The organism is Lacticaseibacillus rhamnosus, from assembly GCF_900636965.1.
Classification (GTDB): domain Bacteria; phylum Bacillota; class Bacilli; order Lactobacillales; family Lactobacillaceae; genus Lacticaseibacillus; species Lacticaseibacillus rhamnosus.
Window position 1 is genome coordinate 142,678 of the sequence record NZ_LR134331.1, and the last position, 14,293, is coordinate 156,970.

The 14,293-nt window shown below is 46.8% G+C and carries 10 protein-coding genes; 7 read left to right on the forward strand and 3 right to left on the reverse strand.

The genetic code is table 11. From position 1 onward, the window contains the following. Nucleotides 1-28 precede the first annotated feature (28 nt). The 3 genes from EL173_RS00675 to EL173_RS00685 form a co-directional block, all read right to left on the reverse strand. On the reverse strand, nucleotides 29-1,075 hold the full coding sequence (locus tag EL173_RS00675; protein WP_005690223.1) for a DUF871 domain-containing protein: 1,047 nt from the start codon (nucleotides 1,073-1,075) through the stop codon (nucleotides 29-31). 206 nt (nucleotides 1,076-1,281) lie between these two features. After that, complete coding sequence (locus EL173_RS00680) at nucleotides 1,282-2,151, reverse strand: MurR/RpiR family transcriptional regulator (protein ID WP_005690222.1); 870 nt, start codon at nucleotides 2,149-2,151, stop codon at nucleotides 1,282-1,284. Nucleotides 2,152-2,258: 107 nt separating this feature from the next. Beyond that, nucleotides 2,259-2,864 (reverse strand): TetR/AcrR family transcriptional regulator, encoded by a 606-nt coding sequence (locus tag EL173_RS00685; RefSeq protein ID WP_005690220.1) that lies wholly within the window; start codon nucleotides 2,862-2,864, stop codon nucleotides 2,259-2,261. Nucleotides 2,865-3,159: 295 nt separating this feature from the next. On the opposite strand from EL173_RS00685, the gene EL173_RS00690 reads away from it, so the two are divergent. The 7 genes from EL173_RS00690 (at nucleotide 3,160) to EL173_RS00720 (ending at nucleotide 14,287) form a co-directional block, all read left to right on the forward strand. After that, nucleotides 3,160-3,864, forward strand: coding sequence for an ABC transporter ATP-binding protein (locus EL173_RS00690; protein WP_005690219.1), 705 nt, complete (start codon nucleotides 3,160-3,162; stop codon nucleotides 3,862-3,864). 10 nt (nucleotides 3,865-3,874) lie between these two features. Further along, nucleotides 3,875-7,180 (forward strand): FtsX-like permease family protein, encoded by a 3,306-nt coding sequence (locus EL173_RS00695; RefSeq protein ID WP_015764200.1) that lies wholly within the window; start codon nucleotides 3,875-3,877, stop codon nucleotides 7,178-7,180. Nucleotides 7,181-7,371: 191 nt separating this feature from the next. After that, the gene (locus EL173_RS00700; RefSeq protein ID WP_005690217.1) at nucleotides 7,372-8,427 is read left to right on the forward strand and encodes an amidohydrolase family protein; all 1,056 of its coding nucleotides are present in this window, start codon (nucleotides 7,372-7,374) and stop codon (nucleotides 8,425-8,427) included. 214 nt (nucleotides 8,428-8,641) lie between these two features. Then, nucleotides 8,642-9,934: an adenylosuccinate synthase gene (locus tag EL173_RS00705; protein WP_005687058.1), complete on the forward strand. Its 1,293-nt coding sequence runs from the start codon at nucleotides 8,642-8,644 to the stop codon at nucleotides 9,932-9,934. Between the two features lie 447 nt (nucleotides 9,935-10,381). Further along, nucleotides 10,382-12,280 (forward strand): heavy metal translocating P-type ATPase, encoded by a 1,899-nt coding sequence (locus tag EL173_RS00710; RefSeq protein WP_019728316.1) that lies wholly within the window; start codon nucleotides 10,382-10,384, stop codon nucleotides 12,278-12,280. Between the two features lie 95 nt (nucleotides 12,281-12,375). Continuing rightward, the gene (locus EL173_RS00715; RefSeq protein ID WP_005707044.1) at nucleotides 12,376-12,720 is read left to right on the forward strand and encodes an ArsR/SmtB family transcription factor; all 345 of its coding nucleotides are present in this window, start codon (nucleotides 12,376-12,378) and stop codon (nucleotides 12,718-12,720) included. 352 nt (nucleotides 12,721-13,072) lie between these two features. Next, nucleotides 13,073-14,287, forward strand: a complete 1,215-nt coding sequence (locus EL173_RS00720) for an MFS transporter (RefSeq protein WP_005690211.1) — start codon at nucleotides 13,073-13,075, stop codon at nucleotides 14,285-14,287. Nucleotides 14,288-14,293: the final 6 nt, after the last annotated feature.

A 14,293-nucleotide genomic window follows, 5' to 3' on the forward strand; every position in this document is an offset into this window, starting at 1 on the left:
TTATAGTGTGAGCGCGAGCCAGCGCACATCATGATATTTTGAATCGAATCGCCTGATGCGGTCCGATTTGGTCAAGTAACGGTAAATTAGATGGTTCAATTTTGCCAATCACATTCACCCGCGGGTCGGCTGGCAAGTCGCAGCGTGTCAACTGAAGCTCGCCGGCATAGCGACCATACGCACTATTATCAAGTGTGATGCTGCCGCGGGGACGGGGATCGGTTTGTGCTGGTTGTGGCGTGGCGAAAATGTGTTCCAGCCGTGCCTCGGCCAAACGCACGACTTTTTGCGCGATGTCCGGGCGGCTGTGCCATGTTAGGTGGAGAAGGCGTTCATCGTCAGTCTGCACCTGGATTAAAAGTACCTGATCGTGAACATATGACTGAAACGCGGCAATACTGCGCGGGCTGAGTTGCGGATCACCGACGTAAACATGATCGATCGCCAGTTGCCTGAGTTCCAGATAGGCAGCAAGCGGAAGTAAGCCACGGTGAGCTTCAAGTGTTGGTAAACCAGCGAATAAAGGTCCGCGTTGTTGCGCATCGCCGGAAATAAATGCCATGGTTTTAAACCCAAGTGCGTGCAGCCATTTATTTTTTTGCGCAAACCATGCCGGATCCAGTCCGGTTTCCGGTCGTGGATAAAAGTTGTGCCAAGCTTCGATATGGCAAAGATTGGCCTTAGCGTTGGCAAGCTGATCAATCATGCAAGCGGAAAGTGTGCTGGCATTGAGCGCAATTGCCATGGTGTGTGACAACGCGGCTACTGTGGTCATGTCGATGCCGTCATCAATGCGCAAACCGTCTAATCCCAACGCTTGAATTGCTTTTCCGTCGTGCAGTGCGATTCCCAAACGTTGCAAACTTGCAGCAGAGACATCCGCCATAATTGTCAGTCCAAGCTGATGGCAATTGGCAACCAATTGATCCAAACGCTGGCGGATGATTTCCGGTTTGGCTTCGGATAATTGCAATGAGGTAAAGACCCCAGTGAATCCGGCTTGCTGCATCTGTTTCAGATAAGCCGCTTGCTGTTCGGTTGCCGAATCATTTAAATAGCAGGAAAACCCGATCATCCCAATTCCTCCATCAAGAAACGCCCGCAGAAGCTGTTAGTGGTTTGCGGGCAAGTGTCGATCAATAGCGAAAATCTGAAAGCCCTTTCGTGAACTTAGCGTACATGATCTTTGATGATATTTCAACATATTTCTAAATTATTTGAAATAAAGTTTCAAAAGGGAGCAAAAAATAACGCACCGTTGGCCGGTACGTAAAGGCAGGATCATTTGAAACCGTGCCGCATGAATTCTTTATACGCTGTGACTGCCGCCTTGGAATCATCGGTTTGCTTCTTAGCGGCATCGTAGTAACGGCTAACGTAAGCGTAATATAAAATATCAATTAACATAAACTGGGCATGTAGGGATTGCGTCGCGGCAAAACGATTGGGCGCCTCCATCGGTTGTGACGTTTGAATCACGATATTGGCATAATGGGTGAGGGCGTTACTGCCAAGTTTGGTCGTGGCGACTACCGGTAAACCGGCTTTCTTAGCTAATTTGGCCCCTAAGACAGCCTCGGGTGATTCGCCGGAATTGGAGATGAACCACGTGAGCGTATGCTTCGGATCGGCAGTGGCCGCGACTGGCAGGAAAAGGTTTAAGTCATCGCTAAAGTGGCAAGCATAACCCAGCCGGCTCCATTTTTGAGCGATGTTTTGTACGGATAGATAAGAGGCACCAACGCCGAATAGCAGGATTTGGCGACTACGGTGAATCAAATCAATGATAGTTTGAACCGTGTTTTCGTTAATCTGATCAACTGTTTCGGCTAAAGAGCGGGTTGCATTGGTTTTCAACTTGGTTTTGATCGTTGTCAGGCTTTCATTTTTTTGGATTTCCTGATGATTGATTTCGCCGACTTCGCCATTCAAATCGGCGGCTAATTGCATTTTTAATTCGTTATAGCCGTTAAATTGCAAACGCTGGGCTGCCCGACTGACAGTGGCCGGGCTTGTTCCGGCGGCTTTGGCCAATTCATAAACACTCATGGTCAACACGTCTTGCGTATGGTTTAAAACATAGTCGACAATTTTCTTTTCCGCTTCCGAAAGTTCTCCGCGGGTACTTTGGTAGTTACCTTCAACACTCATGCTAGCCTCCTTGGATCATCGTAGTAATGTTGCCGATCAACTTAGGCCGGCAAACCATTATGGCATGAATAAACGGTGCTGCCAATGGACGCGGCGTTAATGAACGGTTATTTTTCCAGCGCCAATAATTGGTACGGCGATAGAAAGCGGGTTTTCATCAAAATATCGACAATCTCTGCTTCCGAGCGCGGGTTCGTTTCATTTAACCACAATTGGATGATATCGATGATGCCATACACGATGATCTGACTGACGTATGGGTCGGGGATGTCGTGGATAAAATGCGCTTCACCTTTCAATTCAGCGAGGTGACCGAGAATTTTATCCCGTAAAAGTTTGGCGATTCGGCCTAAAAAGCTTGGATCACCTGCTGGACTAAGCAGAAATTGGCACAGATCGCGCTGTTGGTTAATTAAATGCACCATGTTGACCATCAATGGAGATCGCTGGCCGGTAGCAAGGGTGCTGGGATCCATCGAAGTGTCCATCCCGAAGTCCAGGCAATCGGTTAATTCCTTAAGCAACGCGGCTTCGGTTTTAGCCACCAGATCGTCTTTATCGAGATAGTGCAAATAGAAAGTCCCACGACTGATTCCGCTTGCTCTAGTGAGATCGGCAACTGAAACCTTTGCTAACGTTTTTTTACGCCCTACAGCAATCAAAGAACGAACGAGGGCCTGTTTGGTTTGCGCAGTTTGTTCGGCTTTCTTCATGATCTCGCTCCTTTATACAACCGTTTAACATTCAAGTTGGTTTTAAAGATGATTAACACGATGTTCATCATAAACCATTTTGGTAGGGAATACAAAGATTATTGAGCGACTTCATTTTAAAATTGCCTATATGCTGGTTTATACGTGAATGAGTCGGTATGTCAACGGCCTGCGTAGAAATATCACTGAACACATCTGAAAAAATTGCCTATAGTTTCCTGAGCCTGACGGGTTTAAGCTATTTTTGTAAGATGATTAACACGATGTTCATAATTATTTTTTGGAGGTCATCGGCATGGCAAAATTTATCACGGTAAAAGATGAAACCAGACAATATGGCTCAGGTGAAAGTACTGTTTATGCCAATCATAATGTTTCGTTTGAAATCAATTCAGGTGAGATCACCGTCATTTTAGGGGCTTCAGGTGCAGGCAAATCAACTTTGCTGAATATTCTGGGCGGGATGGATAAAGCCACCAGTGGTCAGGTCACAGTGGCAGGTGAGAACATTTCTCAATATGATGCGCGGCAGTTGACAACATTTCGGCGCGAGCAGGTTGGGTTTGTCTTCCAATTCTACAACCTGGTACCGAACTTAACCGCACTGGAAAATGTTGAACTAGCCAGCGAAATTGCGCCGGACGCATTAGATCCGCAAAAGACGTTGGTGGACGTCGGGTTGGGCAAAAGAATGAATAACTTCCCAGCTCAGCTTTCTGGTGGGGAACAACAGCGGGTGGCGATTGCGCGGGCGATTGCCAAGAACCCGTCACTGTTATTGGCAGATGAGCCAACCGGGGCGCTGGATTATAAGACCGGGAAAAGCATTTTGAAACTTTTTGAAGACTTTTCCCACCAAACTGATAAGAATGTCATTATTGTGACGCATAACTCGTTGATTAAGCCCATGGCCGATCACGTCATTGAGATTCATGATGGCGAGGTCAAAGATGACTATCACAATGATCAGCCCACACCGGTCGAACAATTGAAATGGTAGGTGACACAGTTTGAGCAAAAAAATGCTTTGGAAGGATATACGCAAATCCTTTACAACGTCATGGGGCCGATTTTTCTCGATCTTGCTTTTGATGATGCTTGGGTCATTTGCCTTGGTCGGGTTATGGGTTGCCGGTCCGGATATGCGAGCAACAGGCGCAACCTATTTTAAACAATATAATTTGGCCGATTTAACCGTCATTGGTGAAGATGGTTTGGATAGCCACGATCAAAAGACGATTCGGGCGACAACTGGTGCAAAGCAGGTTGAATTCGGTTATCTTAAAGATGTCACGCTCAAAGGCACGCATTCTAGTTTTCGGATTATGTCAAAACCGGATAAGATCTCAAAATATAAGCTTGCTTCCGGACGCATGCCGACTAAGACGAATGAAATTGCAATCGATGCTAACTACAAAGGCAAATATAAGTTAGGTGACACGATTAAGTTTGTGCAACGAGCGGATCAAACCGGCAGCAAGGTGCTTAAGCGGACGCAATTCAGGATTGTCGGGTTTGTCTATTCGCCTGAAGTCCTGTCCGCCATTAACAAAGGCGACAGTACTTCGGGTAGCGGTGATCTCAAAGGATACGGGGTCGTCACAGCGAATAACTTCGATAGCGACTTTTATATGATGGCGCGGATCACGTATCAAAATACCCAGAAGCTGGATCCGTATTCCGATCAATATACCGATCGGATTCAAAGTCATAAAACGGCTTTGAACAAACGATTGAAAGATGCGCCGACAGATCGCTTGGCGGCTATCAAAAAGCAATACCAAAAGAAGATTGACGCGGGTCAAAAAAAGCTTGATGAAGCTAAGGCACAGTTAGACTCGGCTAAGGAACAGCTGACAACCGGCCAGCAGCAATTAGCCAGTGCCAAGCAGCAAATTACGGCAAAGCAACAGGAACTTGATACGGCCGTTAAAAATGGCCAAGCACAAATTGCCAGCGGGGAAGCACAGTTACAACAAGCAGCGACTCAACTTTCACAAAGCGAGTCGCAACTAGCCAGTGCCAAACAACAACTTGAAGCCAGTCAGCAGCAACTGGATGCCAAACAGCAAGATCTTGCCAGTGCCAAGCAACAATTGGATACTGCCAATCAGCAGCTTGCTAACAGTCAGGCGCAGTTGGCTGCCGCTAAACAAGAAATTGAAGCAGCGCTGGCGAATAACCCGCAAATCGCTCAGCTGCCAGCATTCCAGCAGAAACAGGCGCAATATCAAAATGGTATCGCGCAGTATAACCAAGGCCTTGAACAATATCAAAATAATTTACAGGCCTATAACAATCAAGTTGCAGCCTGGAATACGGCCAATAACCAGCTTCAACAAAAGTACCAAGAATATAATTCTGGCGCGAGTCAATTCCAACAAGGCCAGCAATCCTATGCGGCTAAGCAACAAGAATTAGAACAAGCTAAGCAGTCATTGGCGACTCAGCAGCAGTCGGGACAGCAACAAATTGAGGCAGCTAAGCAAGAAATGGCCTCAAACGAAGCAACGCTCAAAACCAAGCAGGCTGAATATGATCAGCAAGCACCAAACGCAGAAAAAGAAATCCAAAGTAACAGTCTTAAACTTGAGGATGCTAAAGAAGCGCTGAAAAATCTTAAAGCACCTACGTACACGGTTGACACTCGGCGTGAAACTCCAAGTGGGCAAGGCTACATGGTTTATGACAACACTTCAAATATCATTGATTCGCTAGCCAATATTTTCCCATTCTTCATGTACTTTGTCGCAGCGTTGGTTACTTTTACCACTATGACGCGGTTCGTTGATGAAGAACGTATCAATTCCGGTACATTGGTTGCACTAGGGTATAGTCGGCATGATGTCATCAAAAAGTTTACAGTGTATGGTTTCCTGTCCAGCTTAATTGGTTCGATATTAGGGATCATCAATGGACATATCTTACTGCCATTGATTGTGTACAATGCCTACCATGGCGGGGTTAATGTTCCGCCAATCGAATTGCATTTCTATCCAGGCATTAGCATCGCGGCGTTGTTACTTGCGATGATCAGTGCGGTTCTGCCTGCATGGTGGGTTGCCCGGCGTGAACTGAAAGAACGGCCGGCTCAGCTGCTTTTACCAAAACCGCCTGCAAACGGCTCAAAGATTCTGCTTGAACGGGTCGGCTTTATCTGGAAGCGCATGAGCTTTACGCATAAAGTGACGGCGCGGAACATTTTCCGGTATAAGAAGCGCATGTTTATGACGATCTTCGGGGTTGCCGGATCAGTGACCTTGCTGTTTTCCGGTTTAGCGGTTCAGCACAGCATCGGCGGGGTTAATGATCGGCAGTTCAACGATATTATCAAATACGATATGATCGTGGCACAAAAAGACAATATCACCAAGAATCAACAAACAAGTCTGGATAAGCTTTTTAACGAAAACGCGGTTAAGAAGACGAAATCAGTTCACTACGAAACCGTCACCAAAAATGCCGGCGCCAATCATGATCGGCAAGATATCACCATGATTGTGCCGCAGTCAACGAAGAATTTTGACAGCTACATTCATTTAGCAACGCGCAAACGTCAAAATAAACTGACCCTTCAAGATAATGGCGGCATTATTTCCGAGCGGCTGGCGAAACTGTTAAATGTTGACGTTGGGGATACGATCACCGTTAAAGAGGCAGATGGTACCCGTCGCAAAGTCAAGATAACCGGCATTACCGAAATGTATATGGGTCACTTCTTATTCATGAACAAAACAGCTTACCAAAAGGCCTTTAATACCAATTACAAGGTCAATGGGCATTTGGTTACCTTAAATGATCGGTCTATCAGTAATACCCGGGCCCATGCCGCGCAATTCATGAAAGAAGATGGCGTTAAAGGCGTGGTTCAGAATTCTTCTTTGAGGAATCAAATTACGACAGTTGTGAAATCGTTGAACAAGATTATGGGCGTTTTGATTGTGTTGGCAGCTGTTCTCGGCGTCGTGATCTTGTATAACCTGACGAACATTAACGTTGCTGAGCGGATGAGGGAACTTTCAACTATCAAGGTCCTAGGGTTTTATGATAAGGAAGTCACGCTTTATATTTACCGTGAAACGATCCTGCTTTCGATTATTGGCATCTTCGTCGGCTGGGGCTTTGGTGAACTCTTGCATGAGTATATTATCACCGTCGTTCCGCCAAATAACGTCATGTTCAATCCCGCCCTTTCAGCGCCAACTTTCATTATTCCAACCATCGTGATCACCATTATCACCGTTGCACTTGGGTTCTTCGTCAATTACTCGTTGAAGAAAGTGAATATGTTAGAAGCGCTGCAATCAGTTGATTGATGTGGCTTGAGGTCTTTCCCCAAGTGTTCTAAAAAGAAACAGGTGGCTTAAGTTGGAAAAAGACCATTGATTTCGCTATCGCATCGGAAACGGTGTCGAGCAGTCTCCTCGCAGTGCCTGCGTTGAGGTTGCTCGATTTTCGTGATCGTCAATGGAAAAAGAACAGATAAACTAAAGGAGATACGAACAACATGGATGGCACAATTGATTTTCACACACACTTTTTACCGAAAAAATACGCACAGGCACTTAAAAAGCACATTCCCGGTGATCCGGACGGCTGGCCGACGCCGGGATGGGATGAACACCTGACACTTGGGTTCATGCGCAAGAACCACATTAGTTATTCAATTCTGTCGTTGTCTTCCCCGCATTTCAATTTTGGGGATAAGGACGAAACCGTTGAGATTGCCAGGGATGCTAACGAGACCGGTTCGCAAGTCACTCAACGGCACCGCGATAAATTAGGTTACTTTGCCTCTTTGCCATTGCCATATCTCAATGAAACGCTTGAGGAGATTGACTTTGCCTTAGACCATGATGCGCTGGGCTTCACCGTGCCAACCAATACGCGGGGTCTTTATTTCGGCACGCCGATTTTTGACCCAATTTATGCACGCCTTAATCAAAAGAAAGCAATTGTCCTCATGCACCCGAACCGGCCATCGCAAGGACCGTTGAACGTCAACATTGACATGCCCACACCGCTGATGGGTTTCTTCATGGATACCACCATGACATTTATGAACCTTATCCGGTATCACTTCTTTGATCGCTATCCGGATATTAAACTGATTGTACCGCATGCAGGGGCTTTTCTCAGTATTTTGGCTGATCGTGATGCTGCCTTTGTGAAGCAGCAATACAACGCCGATATGTATGCAATTTTGCGCCATGTTTATTTCGACACTGCTGGCGCGGTTTTCCCACGTCAGTTACCGATGTTGCTGACACTGGCGGATGAGTCCCATGTGCTATATGGCAGTGATATTCCGTACACAGCTCCGATGATCGCCGCACAAATGTTGAAACTGTTTGAGCCTGAGACATACCGCGCCAAAATGGCAAACCGGATTACCAAATTAAAACACTTTGATCCGGTTATGACGCATTTTAAAAAGTTCCGTGCACTACCAACCGTGCTGAACATGTCGAGTAAAATGCTGACCGGTGCGGAAATTTTGTCACCGGAAATGGCGCAGGATATTTTGGTCAATAACGGGCAACGGCTGCTCGGTAAAATTTGACCGGGTTAAAGCGTAATATGCCTTATGCGGTGGCGGGATCATTCGTTTCGAGCCGCTGAATTTAAAAATATAAATAATTTCGTTCGGATTTTTCGCGAATAGTGGTTTTATCCATTATTAAAGTTCGTATTTTGCTTGTCATCACCTTGCGATCCTGTTAGACTACCAATTGGCGGGCAAAATCCCGCACTAATTCGTGAGGAGCGATTAATTAATGGGAACTGTAGTTATTGTCGGCACACAATGGGGCGACGAAGGTAAAGGAAAGATTACTGATTTCTTGAGCCAAGGCGCCAAGGTGGTTAGCCGTTATCAAGGCGGTGACAATGCAGGCCATACCATTCATGCCAATGGTCAAGTCTATAAATTACGCTTGATTCCGTCTGGTGTTCTTTATCCGCATCAGTTATCCGTCATCGGTAATGGCGTTGTGGTCAACCCTAAGAGCTTAGTCGGCGAACTGGCTCGACTTGCCGAACAAGGGGTAACTGGTGAAAATCTACGAATCTCAGATCGCGCCCACGTTATTTTGCCTTACCACATTAAACTCGATAAATTACAAGAAGAAGCAAAAGGTGCCGATAAGATCGGGACGACGAATCGCGGCATCGGTCCGGCCTATATGGACAAAGCTGCCCGGGTCGGCATTCGAATGGCGGACCTTTTGGATAAGGATATCTTCGCAGAACGGCTGAAGGCAAACCTGAAAGCTAAGAACGAAGAATTCGTCAAGGTCTATAACAGCACGCCAATGACGTTTGATGAAATTTTTGAAGAATATTACAACTACGGCCAACAGTTGAAACAATATGTCTGCGATACCTCGATTGTGTTAAATGACGCGATTGATCAAGGTGAGCATGTGTTGTTTGAAGGCGCTCAAGGGATCATGCTGGACATTGATCAAGGAACGTATCCGTTTGTCACCTCATCGAACCCAGCTGGCGGTGTCACGGTCGGTGCTGGCGTTGGGGCCTCCAAGATTGATCGCGTGGTCGGCGTTGCCAAGGCATACACGTCGCGTGTTGGCGATGGCCCATTCCCGACAGAATTGCTTGATAAAACCGGCGACTTCATCCGGAATGCTGGGCATGAATTTGGGACCGTTACCGGCCGGCCGCGGCGAATCGGTTGGTTTGACGCGGTGGTTGTGCGCCATTCACGCCGCGTTGCCGGGATTACCGACTTGTGCCTCAACTCAATTGACGTGCTAACCGGTTTGGACACTGTTAAGATCTGCGTCGCTTATGAGCGTGACGGTGAACGGATTGAAAATTATCCGGCATCGCTGAAGTTCCTGAGTGAATGCAAGCCGGTTTACGAAGAATTGCCGGGCTGGAAGGAAGACATCACCCATGCCAAGACACTAGCCGATTTGCCAGAAAACGCACGGCATTATGTTGAGCGCATCACCGAGCTGCTCGGAGTGGATCTTTTGACCTTCTCTGTTGGTCCGGATCGTGATCAAACCAACGTAATTGCGAACGTGTGGGATAAAGTGAAGTAACCGATTTAATTAACTAAAATTTTAAAGAAGCTGTCAGGTGAGTTTTCTCGCGCTGATGGCTTTTTTTGCTGAGCGCGAGCCGCCGCGGTTAGAAGTCGGAGTGTAAGCGGCCTCAGGCGTGATGGCCGGGCTTTGGCCATTGTGCCTGAGGTCCTTACACGCAGTCTTCTGCGACGGGGAGCGCGTTATGATGTGAGCGTGACCTGGTGCGGTTAGGGACCGGAGTGTAAGTGGCCTTGGGCGTGATGGCCGGACTTTGGCCATTGCGACCAAGGTCCTTACATGCAGGTCCCTGCGCCAAGGAGCGCGTTATCGAAAGTGAGCGCAAATGCTTTGCCACATTTAAAAAAGCATTTTTAATTGACTTCCGAACCCAAACCCGGTATATTCAAGTTGTTATATGAACACATGCTCATATGAACATTAAATATAAGGGCGGGATTATTGATGATAACAAACAAACCAATTGGCTTTTATTTGTTAGGTGTGGCTGCTTTTATCGGCGGCTTATTCATCACCCAACCGTTGGCACGCGCAGGGCTCTTGATTGCTGCTGCAGTCGCTGCCGGCTATCACGTGATTGCAGAAGGCGTGATTGAAACGATTCAGGACTCCAAAAAGCAACATCGATTTGCGCCGAACATTCATATTCTAATGGCATTGGCAGCAGTCGGCGCGATTGCGATTGGCAGTTATGAAGAAGCGGCCATGTTGATTCTGATTTTTGCTGGCGCGGACTTTCTTGAAGACTATGTCGAGAATAAGAGTCGCAAAGAGATTACCGCACTTTTGGCAATGGCACCACTTGAGGCCCGACGCTATGGGCATGATGGCGAGTTTGAAGTTGTGCCAGTTGCCGCATTGAAGATCGGCGACCGCCTGCAGATTCTCAATGGTGCTCAGGTGCCGACAGATGGCGTGATTATTGCCGGGACTGCCAGCCTTGACGAGTCGGCGATCAGCGGGGAGAGTATCCCACGGGAAAAGCAGGTCGGCGATGAAGTCTTCGGTGGGACGCTTAACGGCCAGTCAACCTTTGATATGCGGGTGACCAAGGCCAGTGACGAAACGGTTTTTGCCAAGATCATTCAAATGGTTCAAACAGCACAAGCGACACCGACTAAAATGGCCAGCGTGATTCAGCGCTTTGAACCACTTTACGTCAAAGTCGTCTTGGCAGCATTACCCCTGGTGTTTCTGGCGGGACCGTTATTACTCCATTGGCCATGGATGACGAGTGTGTATCGCACCATTGTTTTTCTGGTGGCGGTTTCGCCTTGTGCCTTGGCAGCCAGTGCCGTGCCTGCAACCTTGGCGGGGATTTCGAATCTGGCGCGGCATGGCGTGCTTTTCAAAGGCGGCCGGTACTTGGCAAACCTGACGCAATTAAAGGCGATTGCGTTTGATAAAACCGGCACCCTGACAAAAGGGACGCCAACTGTGACTGATAGTGAATTTGCTGCCGATGTTGATCAAGCAGCGGTGATGGCAGTTGTCACGGCGATGGAAAAGCAAAGTAACCATCCGTTAGCCAATGCGATCGTGACTCATTATCCGGCGACTGATGTGGTGATCGACACCGTTCACAACGAAATCGGCAAAGGGTTAACTGCCGATTATCAAGGCCATACCTATACAGTGGGTAAACCGCAACGTTTTACGCATGCGCCTGCGCTTTTCCGGCAGCGCGCCATGGCGTTGGGGCAGCAAGGGAAAACCGTGATTTTTGTGGCAGTCGATCAAACGGTGGTGGGCCTAATCGCGTTGATGGATGAAGCCAAAAGCAGTGCTAAAGCGGCCATTGCTTACTTGAAACATCATGATATTCAACCGGTTATGATTACCGGCGATGCGAAACAAACCGGTGAGGCTGTTGCCGCCGATTTAGGCATCAAACAGGTTGTGACCAACGTGCTGCCAGATCAAAAAGTAGCGGTGGTTAAGCAATTGCAGGAAACAATGCGGCCAATAGCGATGGTGGGTGATGGCGTGAATGATGCGCCGGCTTTGGCAAACGCAGAAGTCGGCATTGCAATGGGTTCAGGAACCGATGTCGCCATTGACGTTGCCGATGTGGTGTTGATCAAAAACGATCTCTCCCGACTTGCATTTGCCCATCAGGTTTCAACCAAAATGAACCGTATTGTCGTTGAAAATCTTGTCTTTTCAATGGCCGTGGTGTTGCTCTTAGTCACGCTAAATGTGCTGCAGTTAACCAACATTGCCTGGGGCGTCTTTCTTCACGAAGGCAGCACGCTCATGGTGATTCTCAACGGTTTGCGGCTTTTGCTAACGGAAGAAGGAACACATTCACAAACACCGCATGTGCAACCACAGCTAGGGTAACGGGTTCGGCTCGGTGAATCGTTGCATAACAAACTGCGCTTTTAATACCAAAGTCTGCTAAAATGAGGCTTAAGTATCATAAGGAGCGCATTGCGATGACAACGAATGATGTTCATGCGGTAGCTGCCAATAACAGTGAAATTCCGGATGACGCCGATTTACGAGATGTTCTTGATGTATTCAAAACCATGAGCGATCCCACGCGAATGCGAATTATTCTCGCTATTGCACAAGGACCCATTACCGTTAACGATCTTGCAGCCATGCTGGATCTTGGCCAGTCGACAGTGTCGCATCAGTTACGGTTATTAAAGCAGGCTCGATTAGTCGCCGGTGAGCGATCCGGCAAGCAGATTTATTATCATTTAGTCGATGACCATGTGTTGGAGATTTATGCGTTGACCAAGGCGCATATTGAAGAAAAGCAGCATGGGCAGTGATGAGGTGCGATAACAGGCGGCGCCAACGTGCAGCCTGGCATTATCTTTTGTAAAGGCAAGTGTCTTTCCGGCTATCAGGAAGGCACCTGTCTTTTTGCGTTTATTGCCGTTTATCTTAGCAGAAGAAGGGGCTGCGTCTAAAAGCTGATATTTACATTATTAGAAGCAAATGATACCATCATTAAATCCCTGCGCTCGGGCAGTTTGCTAAATGGTAGCACTCATGACAGCTAATACGTCCGACTTAAGCATTGGCGAGCCAGCGTCTCTTTTCATTTGTAGACTAGGGATTTGACCGAACGAAATTTAAAATGAAAGCGTTCGAAACTTAAAGGTGTTATGGAGGTGTTATATGTTTGGGCGGCCCATAAGTAATAGATATAAGTACTATTGGTATACAGTCTTCACGCAACTTAGATTTACCAGAATCATCAATATCATCTTTGTTGTCCAATTTCTAAAATTCAATTTAGTACAATTCGGACTTTTGCAGTCGGTATTTTTGTTATCGCAGTTTGCATCGGAATTGCCGAGTGGTGTTTTAGGCGATCTTTTTCGAAAAAAAGCGGTTATTATTTGGGGCTTGGTTTTACTGACAATTTCGCCTATGGTCATGATATCGGCCAGTTTGGTAGGTCACAATTTTATGTTTACGACCTTGTTAGGTGCTTTTTTATTGGAAGGCGTGGGTAACGCTTTGCTTAGTGGGGCGGATGAGGCGCTTTTCTTTGAAGCCATTCGCAGAGACGGTCTGGCCAAACAGTACGCAAAGATTCGTGGTGAGGCACAGTTTATCGGGGCCATTGTTGTAGGCGCGGCAACTTTTTTAGGCGGCGTTTTATATGCAATTAATCGCGTGTTACCGTATTTTTTTCAGTCGTTAATGGTGGCAGTTGCGGGTCTGGTTATCTTTTCTGTGCGGGAAGATAAACGTGTCACTGCAACAATTGAAAAAGTTAAGGAACCTAGTCAAGTTAAGAATATCCTCACCGTTTTTGCGGAAATTAAAGCATCGACCAATGTTCTGTCCTTATTTATCTTTACGGCTTTGATATCTGCAATGGTAAATGCCATTTTTGCGATGTTGCCGGCGTATTTTTCCAAACTCGGCTTTTCTTCCTCTGCAAATGGACTGATATTTATGCTCTTTAGTTTTGTGGGCGGATTGGTGGCAGCTCAGGCTTATCGGCTTACCAAGGTCAGTTCTAAAACATTGGCGCTTATCGTAGCCGGTATTTTAGGGCTGGGGGTGATCCTTCAGATGCAAGCAAGTATTTATTTCTTCTCTGCAGGTGTTTGCTTGTTGTACATAACAGTGGATATTCTAGATCCGATTGTTCTGGAAATGTTGAATCTGTGGGTGAAAGACTCTGCGCGGGCAACTTTAATCTCAGGCCTTTCATTTGCTACTAGTTTGGTGACGATGCTGCTCAATCCGTTAATCGGTATGTTGATTCAAGTATATGGAACCATTCCGATGCTAGTGATGGTTTCAATGTTCGCGATTGTCATGATCCTTTTTTTCGTTCATTTTAGTCTAAAATCAAAACCGCAAGAAAGCGAATAAAATGTT